General features: G+C 63.5%; 14 protein-coding genes and 1 tRNA gene. 14 read left to right on the plus strand and 1 reads right to left on the minus strand.

Annotated elements, in window-relative coordinates; all coding sequences use genetic code 11:
• The 9 genes from VFA60_05720 to VFA60_05760 all read left to right on the plus strand — a co-directional run.
• Nucleotides 1-220, plus strand: a 220-nt coding sequence (locus tag VFA60_05720; protein HZQ91272.1) for a hypothetical protein, incomplete at its 5' end; no start/stop codon positions are given.
• A gap of 19 nt (nt 221-239) precedes the next feature.
• On the plus strand, nt 240-1,343 hold the full coding sequence (locus VFA60_05725) for a glucose 1-dehydrogenase (protein HZQ91273.1): 1,104 nt from the start codon (nt 240-242) through the stop codon (nt 1,341-1,343).
• Nucleotides 1,343-2,674, plus strand: coding sequence for an NAD(P)/FAD-dependent oxidoreductase (locus tag VFA60_05730; protein ID HZQ91274.1), 1,332 nt, complete (start codon nt 1,343-1,345; stop codon nt 2,672-2,674). The genes VFA60_05725 and VFA60_05730 overlap by 1 nt, the downstream gene beginning before the upstream one ends.
• A gap of 19 nt (nt 2,675-2,693) precedes the next feature.
• Entirely contained in the window at nt 2,694-4,739 is a 2,046-nt protein-coding gene (locus VFA60_05735) for an amylo-alpha-1,6-glucosidase (protein ID HZQ91275.1), read from the plus strand.
• Between the two features lie 193 nt (nt 4,740-4,932).
• Nucleotides 4,933-5,009: transfer RNA gene (locus tag VFA60_05740), tRNA-Met, on the plus strand.
• A gap of 243 nt (nt 5,010-5,252) precedes the next feature.
• Nucleotides 5,253-5,888, plus strand: coding sequence for an outer membrane beta-barrel protein (locus VFA60_05745; GenBank protein HZQ91276.1), 636 nt, complete (start codon nt 5,253-5,255; stop codon nt 5,886-5,888).
• A 245-nt stretch (nt 5,889-6,133) separates the two neighbouring features.
• Nucleotides 6,134-7,276, plus strand: a complete 1,143-nt coding sequence (locus VFA60_05750; GenBank protein HZQ91277.1) for a putative sulfate exporter family transporter — start codon at nt 6,134-6,136, stop codon at nt 7,274-7,276.
• A gap of 148 nt (nt 7,277-7,424) precedes the next feature.
• Nucleotides 7,425-8,453, plus strand: a complete 1,029-nt coding sequence (locus VFA60_05755; protein ID HZQ91278.1) for an MBL fold metallo-hydrolase — start codon at nt 7,425-7,427, stop codon at nt 8,451-8,453.
• Between the two features lie 28 nt (nt 8,454-8,481).
• Nucleotides 8,482-9,504 (plus strand): 2-dehydro-3-deoxygalactonokinase, encoded by a 1,023-nt coding sequence (locus tag VFA60_05760; protein HZQ91279.1) that lies wholly within the window; start codon nt 8,482-8,484, stop codon nt 9,502-9,504.
• Between the two features lie 8 nt (nt 9,505-9,512).
• On the opposite strand, the gene VFA60_05765 is transcribed toward VFA60_05760, so the two are convergent.
• The gene (locus VFA60_05765) at nt 9,513-9,995 is read right to left on the minus strand and encodes a hypothetical protein (GenBank protein ID HZQ91280.1); all 483 of its coding nucleotides are present in this window, start codon (nt 9,993-9,995) and stop codon (nt 9,513-9,515) included.
• 160 nt (nt 9,996-10,155) lie between these two features.
• On the opposite strand from VFA60_05765, the gene VFA60_05770 reads away from it, so the two are divergent.
• The 5 genes from VFA60_05770 (at nt 10,156) to pgl (ending at nt 15,541) form a co-directional block, all read left to right on the plus strand.
• Nucleotides 10,156-10,281, plus strand: coding sequence for a hypothetical protein (locus VFA60_05770; protein ID HZQ91281.1), 126 nt, complete (start codon nt 10,156-10,158; stop codon nt 10,279-10,281).
• Nucleotides 10,282-10,422: 141 nt separating this feature from the next.
• On the plus strand, nt 10,423-11,628 hold the full coding sequence (gene pcaF / locus VFA60_05775; protein HZQ91282.1) for a 3-oxoadipyl-CoA thiolase: 1,206 nt from the start codon (nt 10,423-10,425) through the stop codon (nt 11,626-11,628).
• A 79-nt stretch (nt 11,629-11,707) separates the two neighbouring features.
• Entirely contained in the window at nt 11,708-13,171 is a 1,464-nt protein-coding gene (gene gndA, locus VFA60_05780; protein HZQ91283.1) for an NADP-dependent phosphogluconate dehydrogenase, read from the plus strand.
• 12 nt (nt 13,172-13,183) lie between these two features.
• On the plus strand, nt 13,184-14,722 hold the full coding sequence (gene zwf / locus VFA60_05785; GenBank protein HZQ91284.1) for a glucose-6-phosphate dehydrogenase: 1,539 nt from the start codon (nt 13,184-13,186) through the stop codon (nt 14,720-14,722).
• 9 nt (nt 14,723-14,731) lie between these two features.
• Nucleotides 14,732-15,541: a 6-phosphogluconolactonase gene (pgl, locus tag VFA60_05790; protein HZQ91285.1), complete on the plus strand. Its 810-nt coding sequence runs from the start codon at nt 14,732-14,734 to the stop codon at nt 15,539-15,541.
• Nucleotides 15,542-15,859: the final 318 nt, after the last annotated feature.

Here is a 15,859-nt window from a genome sequence, read left to right on the forward strand (position 1 = left end):
CCAGAACGATCCGCACTGGCGCGACCTGATCCTGTTCTACGAATACTTCCACGGCGACAACGGATCGGGCGTGGGCGCCAGCCACCAGACAGGATGGACGGGCCTGGTCGCGAAGCTTTTGCAGCAGAGCGGCGCCTACGAACTTCGTCGCGCTGCGACGGGCGTGAAACCCGTACCGGAAGCGTCACGCGAGGCCGTGGGCTCGGCCAGGGAAGCGTGACAAACGAGGAGTGATGGACATGAAGGCGATTGCGGTTTTTCCCGGCAAAGCAGACAGCGTTCACCTTGCCAATCTGAACAAGCCCTCGGTCAACGATATTCCCGACGGCCGCGGCGTGCTGGTGCGTGTGCTACGCGTTGGAGTAGATGGTACCGATAAGGAGATCAGCGCCGCGGAGTACGGCATCGCTCCTCCGAACTACGACTTCCTCGTGCTGGGGCATGAGAGCTTTGGCCAGGTCGAAGCCGTAGGCGAGAACGTCACCTCGCTGAAGCCGGGCGATTATGCCGTGGCGATCGTGAGGCGCCCCGGGATGAGCCTGTACGACCGGATCGGCACGTTCGACATGACGACCGACGACAACTACTACGAGCGCGGCATCAGCCGGCTGCACGGATTCCTGACGGAATACTACGTCGATGATGCCGAGTACATCGTCAAGATCCCGCAGGGGCTGAAGCACGTTGGCGTGTTGCTGGAACCGTTCACCGTCGTTGAAAAAGGACTGGCGCAGGCCTACGAAGTGCAGCGCCGGCTGAAGGTGTGGCGGCCCCGGCGTGCCGCCGTGATGGGCGCCGGGACCATCGGGCTACTCGCTACGCTGGCGTTGCGGCTGCGCGGTGTGCAGGTGACGACATTTTCCCTGGCCCCGAAACCGAACCGCAACGCCGATCTGGTGGAGGCGCTCGGAGCAACCTACGTTTCCACTAAGGAGTCCGGCATCCTTGAGCACACGGCCAAGCACGGCCGTTACGACCTGGTGTTCGAAGCTACCGGGTTTTCGCCCGTGGTTTTTGAGAGCATGCAGGTGCTGGCAAAGAATGGCGTGCTGGTGCTCTCCAGCGTCACCGGTGGCGACCGTAAAGTCGAAGTCCCGGCGGACATGATCAACCTGGAGTTCGTGCTCGGCAACCGCGTTATGGTCGGCACGGTGAACGCCAACCGCGACCACTTCGAAGCCGGCGTGCGCGACATGGCGCAGGCCGAGCTCGAGTATCCCGGCTGGCTGCCGCAGTTGCTCACGAATCCTGTGAAGGGCCTGGAGAATTACCGATCGCTCTTCGAAGCGCTGCAACACGGCAATGGCGCCATCAAGGTGTACTGCGAAGTTGGAGACATGTGATGAGCAGTCCGGTCAAAATCGTGATCCTCGGCGGCGGCTTCGGAGGCCTTTACGTCGCCATGGAACTGGAAAAGACGCTCGCGCGCGATCCGAACGTGCAGATCACGCTCATCAACCGCGAGAACTTCTTCCTGTTCACGCCCATGTTGCACGAGGTTGCGGCCAGCGATCTGGACTTGACCAACATCGTCAGCCCGATACGGAAGCTGCTGCGCCGCGTTCATTTCTTCGCCGGTGATGTGCACGCCATTGACGTGGAACGCAAACAGATCACAGTGGCGCACGGCTTCGACCACCACACGCACACCATGGATTACGACCACCTGGTGATCGGCCTGGGTTCGGTAACGAACTTCTACGGCCTGCCCGGTCTGGAGCAGCACGCGCTCACCATGAAGTCGCTGGGCGATGCCATGCACCTTCGCAACCGGCTCATTGCACATCTGGAGGAAGCCGACACCGAGTGCTGCGCCGACATCCGCCAGCCGCTGCTCACGTTCGTCGTAGCAGGAGGAGGATTCGCCGGCGTCGAAACCATCGCCGGCATACATGACTTCCTGCACGAAGCGCTGCACGCCTATCCGAACTTGAGCGAAGGCGACCTGCGGGTCGTGCTGGTTCATCCCGGCGAGGTCATTCTGCCCGAACTGGGCGAGAAGCTTGGACGGTATGCGCAGAGGAAGCTGGCGAACCGCGGCGTCGAAATCCTGACCAACATCAAAGTCACAGGCGTATCCGATGATGGAGTGGAGCTCAGCGACGGCACCTATATCCAGTCGCGAACCATTATCTGGACCGCCGGTACCTCGCCGAATCCGCTGCTGCGCGCGTTGCCGTGCATGAAAGAGCGTGGACGCATGCTGGTGGACCGCACGCTGGGCGTTCCTGGACATCCGGGGCTCTGGGCGATCGGCGACTGCGCACTGATTCCTGACGGCAAGGGCGGCTTCTATCCGCCGACCGCGCAGCACGCGCTGCGGGAGGCCCGAACGCTGGCACGAAACCTGATGGCTGCCGTCCGCGGCGAACGGACGATGCGCAACTTTTCCTTCAACACAATCGGGCAACTGGCAGCCATTGGCCGCCGCACGGGGGTGGCGCAAATACTCGGCATCAATTTTTCCGGTTTTGTCGCGTGGTGGCTCTGGCGGACGATCTACCTGAGCAAGCTGCCGCGCTTGGAGAAGAAACTGCGCGTCGCGCTCGACTGGACGCTCGACGTACTCTTTAGCAAGGATTTGGTGCAGTTCATCACCATCCGCGCGGCAACGGTTTCGCATGCGGAAGAGTCTTCCACTCCGCGCGCCGACGTTCTGCGCCAGGCCGGATAGTGTTCCTGGAGTCGTTCTTATGATCGAATTCGGCGAAAACATCACCGCCGATCCCGACGCTGCCGCGTCGCGCGAGTGGCTGGAAACCAACGGTCTGGGCGGTTTCGCGTGCTCGACCATCATCGGAATGAACACGCGCCGCTACCACGCGCTGCTCACCGCGGCAACGCACCCACCCGTGGGCCGCATGGTCCTGCTCTCCAAAATTGAAGAGACGCTCATCGTTGGCGACGAACGCCTGGAGCTGGGCACGAACCAGTATCCCGGCGCAGCGCATCCGCAGGGGTACCGTTTCCTTAAGCGTTTTCGGCTCGATCCATTTCCGGTATTCACCTACCGGGCCGGCGGAGTTGAGCTGGAAAAGTCCGTGTTCATGGCACAGGGTGAGAACACGGTCGTTGTCGAATACAGGCTGCTCTCGAAACCAAAACGCAAGGTGGATGTCTCCCTCGAGCTGCGCCCCCTGATTGCCTTTCGGGATTACCACAGCCTCACGCATGAAAACGCGGCGCTCAATCGTGACGTGCGCGAGGACGCCGCGGGCATGTGCAGCGTTGAGCCGTACAACGGTCTTCCGCGGCTCTACTTCGGACACGATGCCGACGCGCTCACGCGCAGTGGCGACTGGTATCGCAATTTTCAGTATGCGATCGAGCGCGAACGCGGTCTCGATTGTGCGGAAGACTTGTTCCAGCCCTTCGTCCTCACCTACAACCTGGGCTCACGCAAGTCGGTGGTGGTGATTGCTTCCACGGAGCCGCGCGCCGCCTCGACGTCAACACAGCTGCGCAAGAAGGAGACCGCCCGCCGCCGGGCGCTCAGCGCATCTTCGCCGGTGAAGGACGAACTCGTCGAACAGCTCCTTATCGCCGCCGATCAGTACATTGTGGCGCGGGGCGAGCACAGGAGCATCATCGCGGGGTATCCGTGGTTCGCGGACTGGGGACGCGACACGATGATTTCGCTGCCCGGCATCGCGCTGGCGACCGGGCGGTTCGATGTTGCACGAGACATCCTGCTGGAATTTGCGCGGCACGTGGACCAGGGAATGCTGCCCAACCGTTTTCCCGATGCCGGCGAAGCGCCCGAGTACAACACGGTGGACGCCACCCTCTGGTTTATTGAAGCTGCGCGCGCTTACGTCGCGTACACCGGCGATGCCGAGTTTGTCCGCAAGAACTTGTACGAGGTGTTCAGCGACATCATTGCCTGGCACGTGCGCGGCACCCGCTACGGCATCAAGGTGGACCCAAGCGGACTGCTCGCGGCCGGAGAACCCGGCGTGCAGCTCACGTGGATGGACGCGAAAGTCGGCGACTGGGTAGTTACGCCTAGGTACGGGAAGCCGGTCGAGATTCAAGCGCTTTGGTATAACGCGCTGCGCACGCTGGAAGAGTTCGCCGCGCGCTTCGGCGACCAAGCCGGCCAGCGCCGCTATGCCAACATGGCCACGGTTGCGCAGTGGAGCTTCAACCGCCTTTTCTGGAATGAAAAGAAGAACTGCCTCTACGATGTTGTGAACGGCGGCCCGCCGGATGCCTCGGTTCGTCCCAATCAGATATTCGCCGTGAGCCTGCATCATACGATGCTTCAACCCGACCGTGCTCGACGGGTCGTGGAGGTGGTCGAACGCGACCTGCTGACGCCGCTCGGCCTGCGGTCACTCTCGCCGGAAGATCCAAAGTACATCGGTCGCTACGAGGGCGACGCCCGTGCGCGTGACGGCGCCTATCACCAGGGCACGGTGTGGCCGTGGCTTATGGGGCCGTTCGTCAGTGCCTATGTCAAGGCGCATGGACGCAGCGCCGCGGCAGTCGCCCGCGCCGGCGACCTGTTGCAGCCGTTCCGTGAGCACCTGCGTGCCGCCGGTCTGGGCCAGGTGTCGGAAATTGCCGACGCCGATCCACCGCACACGCCACGTGGATGCTTTGCGCAGGCATGGAGCGTTGCCGAGCTGCTGCGCGCGGCCGTGGAAGACGTGTACGCAAAAACGACATCACCAGCGAAGGCTGCCGCATCCACCGCCACCGCCAGCCCGGCGCCAGCGAGCGCCGCGCGACGCTGAACAGGAACCCTGAACGTCAAGCGAGAAAGGAGGACCGCGATGAAGGTTGTCGAGACAGTAGAAATCGCTCCCACTTGTCACTAAGACGAAAAGCAGCGGTTAAGCCAGAGCCCGGTGATCCCAGCCGGGCTTTTTCTGTCTGGCGCTGTTGCCGCGCCTTTGACCAGTCCAGACACGTTTGGTAGCATCATTTCGCGGGGTGGAGCAGCCTGGTAGCTCGTTGGGCTCATAACCCAAAGGTCGGTGGTTCAAATCCACCCCCCGCAACCAACGTCTTCGTACACTTGCCGCTGATTGCGGTCCTCCCGCGAGGGAGGATAAGGGAGCATTAAGAGGCGGGGCCTTCCGCAAGGCTCCGTTTTCTGCTTTTGTGGGTAAAACCGGCCTCAAGGCCATGCGAACTACCTTGCTGTTGTTTCAAATCGATAAACCCGATACGATCCCGTCAACCTAGTGAGGTTGCAGGGCATCGGCGGGCGGCTCCGCCGGAGGTTCGCAGTATCCATATAATTCATGAGAAAGGAGTTTTTGAAAACAGTGAGGAGGATACTTTGTCTCGGAGGAGTCACGCTGGCAATGGCGCTTGTTGCGGCGGCTCAGGATGCTCCGAAAGCCGAGGTTTTCGGCGGCTATTCGTTCAGCCACTTCAAGTTCAGTCAGCCCGTCAATCAGGGTGGCGATTTCACCTTCAATGCAAACGGAGGAGTGGGAGAAGCGGCTTTCTATCCGACGAAACACTTCGGCCTGGTGGGTGAGTTCGGGGGCCACAAGATTTCCACCATAAAATTCGAAAACGGTGAGGCCTCGGTGAGCGGAACCGCGATCACGTATCTGTTCGGGCCGCGCGTTCGCTACGTGGCCAAGGGGGTCACTCCTTTCGCGCAGATCCTGTTCGGCGGCACGCACGTCGGGGATATCACCAGCAAGGACGTCAACCTTTGCGGCGGCCCGGGCGGTTGCACGGTCAACAACGACTCGTCCCACAACGCTTTCACGATGACGGCCGAGGGCGGCATCGATATCAACGTCGGCAAGCACTTTGCCTTTCGCAGCCAAGGCGGATACATGCTGACGCGCTTCGAGCAAGACCAAAAGAAGAGAAAGAATCAGAACGACGCTCGCTTCCTGGTCGGAATCGTCCTGCACTAGAGCATCAGACGCCTGAGGGGTCCTGACGAAAGGACCCCTTTGGGCGCCGCTTAGTTCACCAAAGGCCCGGCGACCAGCGTCAATCGAACGAATTCAGGGCTCTGATTCACCCTCCAACTCCCATTCCTTGGATCCCAAACCCAAAGGTCAAAATCGACTCCCATTCAACTCCCAATACCCGTTTCTGAGGGTTCCTCAGGGCTCTTTCGAGTGCCACTCGTGCCTTGTTATGAACCACATAGCCAATGCCCGTCACGCTCAGAACCCAAAGGTCGGTGGTTCAAATCCACGCCCGCAACCATTTTGAAGCCGTTCCCGCAAGGGGAACGGCTTTCTTATTGGTCGGGCCGCCGAACCTCGTCGGTCGTGTGGCGACGTGCAGCACCGATTGCGTTTCGGGGGAGTTGATGCCCTGGTTGCGTGACCGTAACACTCGTCACGTGCTCTGGTATGCTCACGTCAAGGTGCTCAGGAGAATAATTTTCTTTGCTGGGATCGCGGCCGCGGCCAGCGGTTTCGTGTCGCCTCCGATTGCGCTGGCGCTGGGCCTGGTATTTGGGCTGACGATTCAACATCCTCTTGCGCGGCAGGCGCGCGTCGGGTCGCGCTGGCTGTTGCAGGCGTCGGTGGTGGCGCTGGGCTTTGGGATGGACCTGCACGAGGTGATCCAGGCCGGTCGCTCGGGTTTTTTCTACACCGCGCTGACGATTACGGCGTCGCTGCTGCTGGGCATGGGACTGGGCCGCCTCGCGGGCGTGGGCGGCACCGCGTCGTTCCTGATCTCGACCGGCACGGCAATTTGCGGCGGCAGTGCGATCGCCGCGGTGGGGCCGATCGCCAACGCCACCGACGAAGAGATGGCGGTCTCGCTGGGCACGGTGTTCGTGCTGAACTCCGTGGCCCTGCTGTCGTTCCCGGCGATCGGGTGGGCGCTGCACTTGAGCCAGCCGCAGTTTGGTCTGTGGTCGGCGCTGGCGATTCATGACACCAGTTCGGTGGTTGGTGCGGCTGCGCGCTATGGGGCGGTTGCGCTGGCGGTGGGAACCACGGTGAAGCTGGCGCGGGCTTTGTGGATTGTGCCGCTGGCGCTGGCGACGGCTGCGGTGAAGAAGAGCCACACGAGAATTCAGTGGCCCTGGTTCATCCTGCTGTTTTGCCTGGCGGCAGTGGTCAATACGTATGTGCCGCGGTTCGCGCCGGCCTATGCGGTGTTGAATCACGCGGGACGCATCGGGTTGACGGTGACGCTGTTCCTGATCGGCAGCGGACTCTCGCGGCAAACGCTACGCGAGGTCGGCGTACGACCGCTGGCACAGGGCGTTGCGCTGTGGGCGGTGGTTGCCGTCGGGTCGCTGCTGCTGATTCGCGCCGGCTGGATCGCGCTCTAACGCGGCGGCTGCCGTGACTTCTTACCGCGATGTGGGAAGTCCGCGAGCAGCGCATCCTGTCAAACCGCATTTCCTGCTAACATGCGCGCACTCGCATGCCGCCAACGCCACTTCGTCGCAAAATCCCTGCTTGCCGGGAAGTTGCCGGATGAGGCCGCTCATCGCTCGAGTCCTGGGAGTTGTTTTCTACTGCGGTCTGGCGCTGTGCAGCGCGGCCGCAGCGCGGAAGCCGCTGGAGATTTACTTCGTTGACGTGGAGGGTGGACAGGCCACGCTCATCGTGGCACCCTCGGGCGAGTCACTGCTGATCGACACCGGATGGCCGGGCTTCAACGGACGTGACGCCGACCGCATCGTATCGGTGGCGAACTCGGCCGGACTGAAGCAGATTGACTACGTGCTCATCACCCACTACCACCGCGACCACGTGGGCGGAGCGCCGCAACTGGCCGAGCGCATCAGGGTGGGAACGTTTCTCGACCACGGTCCCAACCGCGAGGACCAGGGCGAGACGCCGGCACGGTTTGCGGATTACGAGAAGCTGCTGACTGGCGCAAATCGCCGGGTGATGAAGCCGGGCGACAAGCTGAAACTGAAAGACGCCACGCTAACCGTGCTCACCGCAGACGGCGAACACATCGGAAAGGCGCTGCACGGCGCCGGGCAGCCAAATCCACTGTGCGCTTTTGAAAAAGACTGGCCGGTGGATTCGACCGAGAACGCGCGTTCGCTGGGCACGCTGCTCACGTACGGCAAGTTTCGCTTCATCGATCTGGGCGACCTGACGAAGAAGAAGGAAGTCGAGCTGGCGTGCCCGGACAATCTGGTCGGGACGGTGGACGTTTACCTGACCACGCATCATGGGCTCGACCAGTCGAATGCGCGAGCGCTGGTGCACGCGCTGCGGCCGCGGGTGGCCATCATGAACAATGGCGCGCGAAAAGGCGGGATTCCCGAGGCGTGGCAAACGGTGCATGACTCGCCCGGCCTGGAAGATATGTGGCAGCTGCACTACGCGGTGCAGTCGGATGCCGCTCACAATGTTGCGGCGGATCACATCGCCAATTCGGAGGAGAGTTGCCAGGGCGCGTATCTGAAGCTCTCAGCGCAGCCGGACGGCAGCTTCACCGTGTTCAACCCGCGTAATCAGGCCTCGAAGACATATGCCGCCCGGTGAAGCTCCGCGTTGCGCTGTGTATGTGGACATGGGCGCCGCCAACACGCGCGCGTGGCTGCTCGAGGGCGAGAGGGTGCTGGCGCGGGCAGCGCGTCCGGTTGGGGTTCGCGACTCGGCACGAGCGGGCTCGCCGGAAGCCCTACGACAGGGCCTGCGGGAGCTGATTGCGGAGCTGCGTGGCTCGGCAGTGGACAATGAGCCGCAGGTCGTGGCCGCTGCCGGCATGATCACGTCGCCGCAGGGGCTTTGCGAAGTTCCGCATGTGCCATCTCCAGCGGGCGTGGAGGAACTGGCGGCTGCGGCGCGCTGGACTGAACTCAAGGACGTGACCGAGCTGCCTGCTCTGCTGGCAACCGGCATTCGCAGCGGTCCGCCGCGCATGGCCGCCATGCGGATCGGCACGGCGGATGTGATGCGCGGCGAAGAAACGCTGTGCGTGGGCCTGGCGGCGCTTGGCCTCGTCAAGTCGCCGGGGGTCGTGCTCAGCCTGGGCTCGCACTGGAAGGCGATCCAGATCAACGCCGGCGGACAGATTGAAGGCAGCGTTACTTCGCTTGCCGGGGAACTGCTGCACACCGCGCAGACGCATACGGTCCTGGCAAGTTCATTACCCCCTGAGCGCCCGGCCACACTCGCGGTGCCGTGGCTCGACGCGGGAATGCGCGAGCAGCGGCGTTCGGGCCATGCGCGGGTGTTGTTCGGCGTGCGGCTGCTCGATCTGGCCGGGCAGGGAACGCCGGACGAGCGTTACGCATACGCGGCGGGCGCGTTTATCGCGTCGGAGATGGATGCGCTGATGTCGCTGGGCGTGCTGGCGAAAAACGTCCCGGTTGCGATTGTTGGTTCAGATGCGATTGCGGGTGGCTGGCTGCATGCGCTCACGGCGGCCGGCGTGCCGGGCGGCATTGTCTCGCCGGCTGACTCCGAGCGCGGATTCCTGGCGGGGCTGAGCAGAATCATGTTGCGTGCGATTGAGTTGCGATCGGCTGCTAATCCTTCCAGCCCGGCCGGCGGCCATGGCGACGGATGCTCTCGCCGGCCAGTGACTTAACAAGATCGTCAGCCGCCGGAGGCGCGAAGAACGGCGATGACGGCCTCGTCGAGCGTAGTCTTGCCTTCGAGATACGGCTTCCAGTGCGTGTCGAGCGCCGCGCGGAACTGACCCATGCCGCCCTGCCAGATGCCGTTCGCGTCGGCGTACGGGGCGTGCGAGCTGCCGACGATCTCGCGCGTGACGTAACCGGCCGTATAGAAAATGAGAGCGTGCGTCAGGCCGTTGGGGATCTTGCCGATGGCCCCGGCGCCCTTGCGGAATCGATCGAGGAGCGGTCCGTCCCACTGGTGCATTGCCTCGTGAAAGAGAACCTCGAAGCCCGACGATCCGTCGTGCGCCGCGGGAAGACTCGCGACGACGATGAGCGGACCGCGCGTCGAGTAGGCGCCGGCCCAGTTCGTGTAGGCGGAGACTTGAACCGGCACGCCGCCAGGCGCCCACTGCTCGCCGTACACCACGGCGATGGAGAACCTGATGAACATGCGCATGTTTCTCAAGACGCAGCAGATCGTATCGAAGTTTGGCATATCAGCGGTGCTCGCTCGAGATGGCGGCGGTTGGTCGTTGACGGATCCAGCTTACGCGCGTTTGCGCCGGCGGTGCCTCCCAACAACCCGATGGGCATGAATCGCCCGATGCCGCGCGCGCTTGGTGCGCGACGCAGACAACCACGCGCTCCAGGTGGAACAAGCGACGATCAACAAGCAGAAGACGACGAAGCTGGCGATGACGCTGCGCTCCGGCGGCGGCTTTGTTACGGTGATCTCGAAGTAGACGATCAGCGCGCGGGCGGGCGCGCGCTGCGCGTAGCAGCAACTGGCCGGCGCCCTTCTCTACATCGAGCCGGTCGCAACAGGCTGGCTCTGGGGCCTGCGGCGCGGTATGTTCATCTGTTAACTTGGAGCGAGAAACAGCGTGAGCGAAGCCTTCATTTGCGACGCGGTGCGGACGCCCTTTGGACGGTATGGCGGGGCGCTGGCCGCAATACGCGCGGATGATCTCGCGGCGCTGCCGCTGCGGGCGCTGGTTGAGCGCAACCCGCCCGTGGACTGGGCCGCGCTCGATGACGTGATCTATGGCTGCGCCAACCAGGCAGGCGAAGATAACCGCAACGTGGCGCGGATGGCCTTGCTGCTGGCGGGCATTCCGCCTGTGGCGCCGGGCAGCACGGTGAACCGGCTGTGCGGCTCGAGCCTGGACGCGCTGGCCATCGCGGCGCGCGCCATCAAGGCGGGTGAAGCTGATCTGATCGTCGCCGGGGGCGTGGAGAGCATGAGCCGCGCGCCGTTCGTGATGGGCAAGGCGGAGAGCGCGTTCAGCCGCAATGCTCAGGTTTACGACACGACCATCGGCTGGCGCTTCGTGAATCCACTGATGAAGAGCAGGTATGGCGTGGATTCGATGCCGGAAACCGGCGAGAACGTGGCGGAGCAGTTCAGTGTTTCGCGTGCCGATCAGGACGCGTTCGCTCTGCGTTCGCAACAGCGCTGGGCGCGCGCTCATGCCAGTTGTTTCTTCAAGAACGAAGTCATCCCCGTCACGATTGCGGGCAAGGGCGGCGAGCCGAAAAGCTTCGACACGGACGAGCACCCACGTCCCGGCACGACGCTGGAAGCGCTCGCGAAACTCAAGCCGGTGGTGAAGCCCGGTGGCACGGTGACTGCCGGAAACGCGTCGGGCGTGAACGATGGCGCGGCCGCGCTGCTGGTGGCTTCCGAGGCAGCGGCCGCGCGGCATGGGCTGAGGCCGCGAGCGCGCATTATCGCCGCTGCTGCCGCGGGAATTGAACCGCGCATCATGGGCTTTGCTCCGGTGCCGGCCACGCGCAAGGTCCTGGCCAAGGCCGGCCTGAAGCTTTCGCAAATGGACGTGATCGAACTGAACGAAGCGTTTGCGGCGCAGGCGCTCGCGGTTACGCGCGATCTCGGCCTGCCCGACGACGCCGAGCATGTGAACCCGAATGGCGGTGCGATCGCGATCGGACACCCGCTGGGAGCGAGCGGCGCGCGGCTGGCGACCACGGCCGTGAATCAGCTTCACGCTTCCGCAGGGAAGTACGCGCTCTGTACCATGTGCATCGGCGTGGGCCAGGGAATCGCGGTCGTTCTGGAGCGCGTCTAAGCAGTCATCGGAAATTCGCCCAGGCGGTAGTGGGTTTTGCCATGTTCTTCCGGGCCGCGGATTTCAGCAAGGAGCGGAGATGCCAGTCACCGGATCGGCACCGGCCGTAGCGCAGTTTGGCGTGATCGGGCTGGGCGTCATGGGGCAGAACCTGGCGCTCAACATCGAAGACCACGGCATCAGCGTGGCTGTGTGGAACCTGCGGCCCGAGGCGGTTGACCACTTTCTTGCCGAGAACGCCGGCCGTCGCCTGGTGGGCAGCAAAGGCCTGAGCGAGTTCGTCCGCTCGCTGCAGCGGCCGCGTCGCATCCTCATGATGATCACCGCGGGAAACCCGGTGGACGAGATGCTCGCGCGCTTGTCCCCGCTGCTTGAGCCCGGCGACATTGTGATTGACGGCGGCAACTCCTTCTTCAAGGACACGCAGCGGCGCGAAGCCGAGATGCGCGCGCGTAACCTGAACTTTTTCGGCATGGGTGTTTCGGGAGGCGCGGAAGGCGCGCGCCATGGGCCGTCGCTGATGCCGGGCGGGGCAAAGGAAGCCTACGAGCACATGCGGCCTACGTTGGAAGCGATTGCGGCGCGCTCCGATTCCGGGCCCTGCGTCACCTGGGTTGGCCCCGACGGCGCCGGTCACTTCGTGAAGATGGTGCACAATGGCATCGAGTACGGCGACATGCAGCTTATCGCCGAGGCGTACGACATCCTGCGCAAGGCGCTGCGCCTGGGCGCGGCGGAGCTGGCGGAAATCTTCGAGACGTGGAACCGCGGCCCGCTCGAGTCGTACCTGATCGACATCACGGCGCAGATCTTCACGGTCGCCGATCCGGAAACCGGCAAGCCGCTGGTGGACGTCGTTCTCGACGCAGCCGAGCAGAAGGGAACCGGCAAGTGGACGGCGCAGGTGGCGCTCGATCTTGTCGTGCCGGTTCCGACCACCGCCGCGGCGATTGACGCGCGCGGGCTGAGCAGCCTGAAGAACGAGCGTGTGGTTGCGGCGGAAAAATATCCGCGCGATGCGGTGGCGTACAAAGGTGATAAGCGCGGGCTGATCGAAGCGGTGCACGACGCACTCTACGCCGCCAAGATCTGCTCCTACGCGCAGGGCATGGGACTGATCCGCGCCGGTTCGAACGAATACAGTTGGAACATCAGCCTGCGGGAGATGGCGCGGATCTGGAAGGCGGGCTGCATCATTCGCGCGCGGTTGCTCGACGCGATCATGAAAGGGTTCGAGCGCACGCCTGACCTTCCCAACCTGCTGCTCGACTCCGAGTTTCAGCGCGCGGTCACGGCCGCGATGCCGAAGTGGCGCCGCGCGGTATGCGTGGCCGCTGAACTGTGCATTCCGGTGCCGGCCATGTCGGCCTCGCTGGCCTACCTGGACAGCTACACCTCGGCACAGCTTCCGCAAAACCTCACCCAGGCGCAGCGCGACTTCTTCGGTGCGCATACGTATCATCGCGCCGACCGGCCCACGGCGCCGGCGGCACACACCGACTGGAGTGCGCTGGCGCGCACGCCTGGGAAAGCGGCGAAGTAGAGAAAGGACACCATGAGCGCGGTAATCGAGGCCGTCAGCCCGCAGAAGGTAGGCACTCCGCAACTGCCCAAGGGCGATTCATGCGTCCTGGTGATTTTCGGCGCGTCCGGCGACCTGGCGCGCCGCAAGCTGATTCCCGCGCTCTACGACCTGACGTGCGTGGGCTGTATGCATCCCGAGTTCGAGGTCCTCGGCACCGGTCGCACACCAATGGACACCGCCACCTTTCGGACGCGCATGCGCGAGGCGGTGTCGCAGGCGCGCGGCTCGGTGGACTTCGACGGCCAGCGCTGGCGCGATTTTGAAAAGCGATTGCACTACATCGCCGGCGACCTCGCCGACAAGCGCTTCTATGGCGAACTGCACGACAAGCTGGAAGAGATGCGCGGCAGCGGGTCGAGTCCGAATCATCTCTTTTATCTTTCGGTGCCGGCGTCAGCGGCGCCGCAAGTGGTGGAAGGACTGGGAGCGGTTGGGCTCAACCGGAACGAGCACGGCTGGTCGCGCATTGTCGTGGAGAAACCGTTCGGCCGCGACCTGCAATCGGCACAGAAGTTGAACGACATTCTGCTGGGCGTCTTCCGCGAGCGCGAGATCTACCGTATTGATCATTACCTGGGCAAGGAAACCGTCCAGAACATCCTCGTCTTCCGCTTCGGCAATACGGTTTTCGAGCCGGTGTGGAACCGCAACTATGTGGACTGGGTGGAGATCACCGCGGCGGAAACCGTGGGCGTGGAAGACCGCGCTGCGTTCTATGAGGAAACCGGCGCGCTGCGCGACATGGTGGCCAACCACCTGCTGCAACTTTTGGCGCTGACCGGGATGGAGCCGCCGATCGCGTTCGAGGCTGACGCCGTGCGCGAGCAGAAGGTGCAACTGTTCCGCTCGATCCGGCCGATGAACCTGGAGGACGTGGCGCGCTGCACCGTGCGCGGACAGTACGGCCCCGGCGTGATCAATGGCGAGCCTGTTCGGGGATATCGCCAGGAGCGCGGAGTGAATCCCAACTCGAATACCGAGACGTACGTCGCGCTGCAGTTCAACATTGACAACTGGCGCTGGGCGGGCGTGCCGTTTTTCATCCGCACGGGCAAGCGGCTGGCGCGGCAGGACACGGAAATCCGCGTCCACTTCAAACGCACGCCGCAGGCGCTGTTCGCGCGCACGCCGGCCGAGGAGATGGAGCCAAACGTCATCGCCGTCCAGATCCAGCCGGATGAAGGCATCAGCATTGCGTTTGGCGCCAAGCGCCCCGGCTCACACATGAGCACGCTGCCGGTACAGGCGCGCTTCTCATACCAGTCCATGTTCGGCGCCGCGCTGCCGACGGCTTATGAGACGCTACTGGTCGACGCGATGCGCGGTGACGCCACGCTGTTCACGCGCCGCGACGAGGTGGAATCGGAGTGGCGCATCATCACCCCCATCGAGGACGCGTGGACGCGGCTTCCGCCGCCAAAGTTCCCCAACTACCCGGCCGGCAGTGAAGGCCCGGTCGAGGCGAACAAACTGATCGCCGATGGCCGCAACTGGCGTCGGCTGGCGTGATCGGGGTTCATGAGCGAATCCAGCCCACTCACGCGCGCAACGGCATTCCAGAATAGCGTTCAGATAATTGCTCTGCCCGACGCGCCGGCGGTGGCGCGTCGCGCAGCTGAGATGATCGTGCACGACGCGAGCGAGGCGATTGCGGCGCGCGAGCAGTTCCTTTTCGTCCTCGCCGGTGGCACGGCGCCACGGCCCACGTACGAGCAACTGGCGAAGCCTGAGTGCAGTTCGCGCGTTGACTGGAAGCGCACGCATGTTTTCTGGGGCGATGAGCGGTACGTCCCGCCGACCGACCCACAGAGCAACTTCCGCATGTGCAACGAGACACTTGTGCGGCATGTGCCTCTATCGGAGAGCAATGTTCATCGCGTGCCGACCGAAGTGTCGCCGGCTGACGCGGCTGCGAGCGCGTACGAACAGGAAGTCCGGCGAGTGACCGGCACAGCAGAGCGAGAGTGGCCGCGCTTCGACGTGGTTCTGCTCGGGCTAGGCACGAATGGGCACACCGCGTCGCTTTTTCCGCATTCGCCGGTGCTGCGGGAGAGGTCGCGTTTGGTGGCAGCCGACTTTGTGGCCGAGGTGAACGCGTGGCGCATTACCATGACCGTGCCGGTGCTGAACCAGGCACACAACACGATCTTGATCGCGACCGGAAAAGAGAAGGCGGAAGTCGTACGCGATGTGATCACCGGTGCGCGTGAGCCGGAACGCCTGCCCGCACAGTTCATTCACCCTGTTGCCGGCACACTCACCTGGCTGCTCGACAAGGCTTCCGCGGCTCTCCTGCCGGCGGGCGTTGTGAAGACTGCAGCCGAGTAACGTCAAGGGCCCGAGTACACGGCGGGCTCTCCCAAGCTGCCGGCGGAGGTGACGATCCGGTTATCAAAGATTTTCTTGCCGCGGGCCAGCCACCGAGTCTCACGTGACAGACGAAGTCTTGCTCGCTGCTCCACCGAAGAAAGCGCCTCGCCAAAAAAGAAATCTTCAGGTACATTGGCTAGAACCTATCTCATAAATAGAGAAACTGACTTAACACTTTGATCCAGCAACGATTTAGAGCAAACCCGATGCATGCACCTGAGCGATGCGCAGTGGGAAGCGATCCGGCCACTGCTGCGCGAGAAGCGACGAGCCGAC

This window comes from Terriglobales bacterium (assembly GCA_035651995.1).
Taxonomy (GTDB): domain Bacteria; phylum Acidobacteriota; class Terriglobia; order Terriglobales; family Acidobacteriaceae; genus DASRER01.

Coding starts and splice junctions, on each gene's coding strand:
- VFA60_05725 (HZQ91273.1), top strand. CDS start 240: ATGAAGGCGATTGCGGTTTTTCCCGGCAAAGCAGACAGCGTTCACCTT.
- VFA60_05730 (HZQ91274.1), top strand. CDS start 1,343: ATGAGCAGTCCGGTCAAAATCGTGATCCTCGGCGGCGGCTTCGGAGGC.
- VFA60_05735 (HZQ91275.1), top strand. CDS start 2,694: ATGATCGAATTCGGCGAAAACATCACCGCCGATCCCGACGCTGCCGCG.
- VFA60_05745 (HZQ91276.1), top strand. CDS start 5,253: ATGAGAAAGGAGTTTTTGAAAACAGTGAGGAGGATACTTTGTCTCGGA.
- VFA60_05750 (HZQ91277.1), top strand. CDS start 6,134: ATGCCCGTCACGCTCAGAACCCAAAGGTCGGTGGTTCAAATCCACGCC.
- VFA60_05755 (HZQ91278.1), top strand. CDS start 7,425: ATGAGGCCGCTCATCGCTCGAGTCCTGGGAGTTGTTTTCTACTGCGGT.
- VFA60_05760 (HZQ91279.1), top strand. CDS start 8,482: ATGGGCGCCGCCAACACGCGCGCGTGGCTGCTCGAGGGCGAGAGGGTG.
- VFA60_05765 (HZQ91280.1), bottom strand. CDS start 9,995: ATGCGCATGTTCATCAGGTTCTCCATCGCCGTGGTGTACGGCGAGCAG.
- gndA (HZQ91283.1), top strand. CDS start 11,708: ATGCCAGTCACCGGATCGGCACCGGCCGTAGCGCAGTTTGGCGTGATC.
- zwf (HZQ91284.1), top strand. CDS start 13,184: ATGAGCGCGGTAATCGAGGCCGTCAGCCCGCAGAAGGTAGGCACTCCG.
- pgl (HZQ91285.1), top strand. CDS start 14,732: ATGAGCGAATCCAGCCCACTCACGCGCGCAACGGCATTCCAGAATAGC.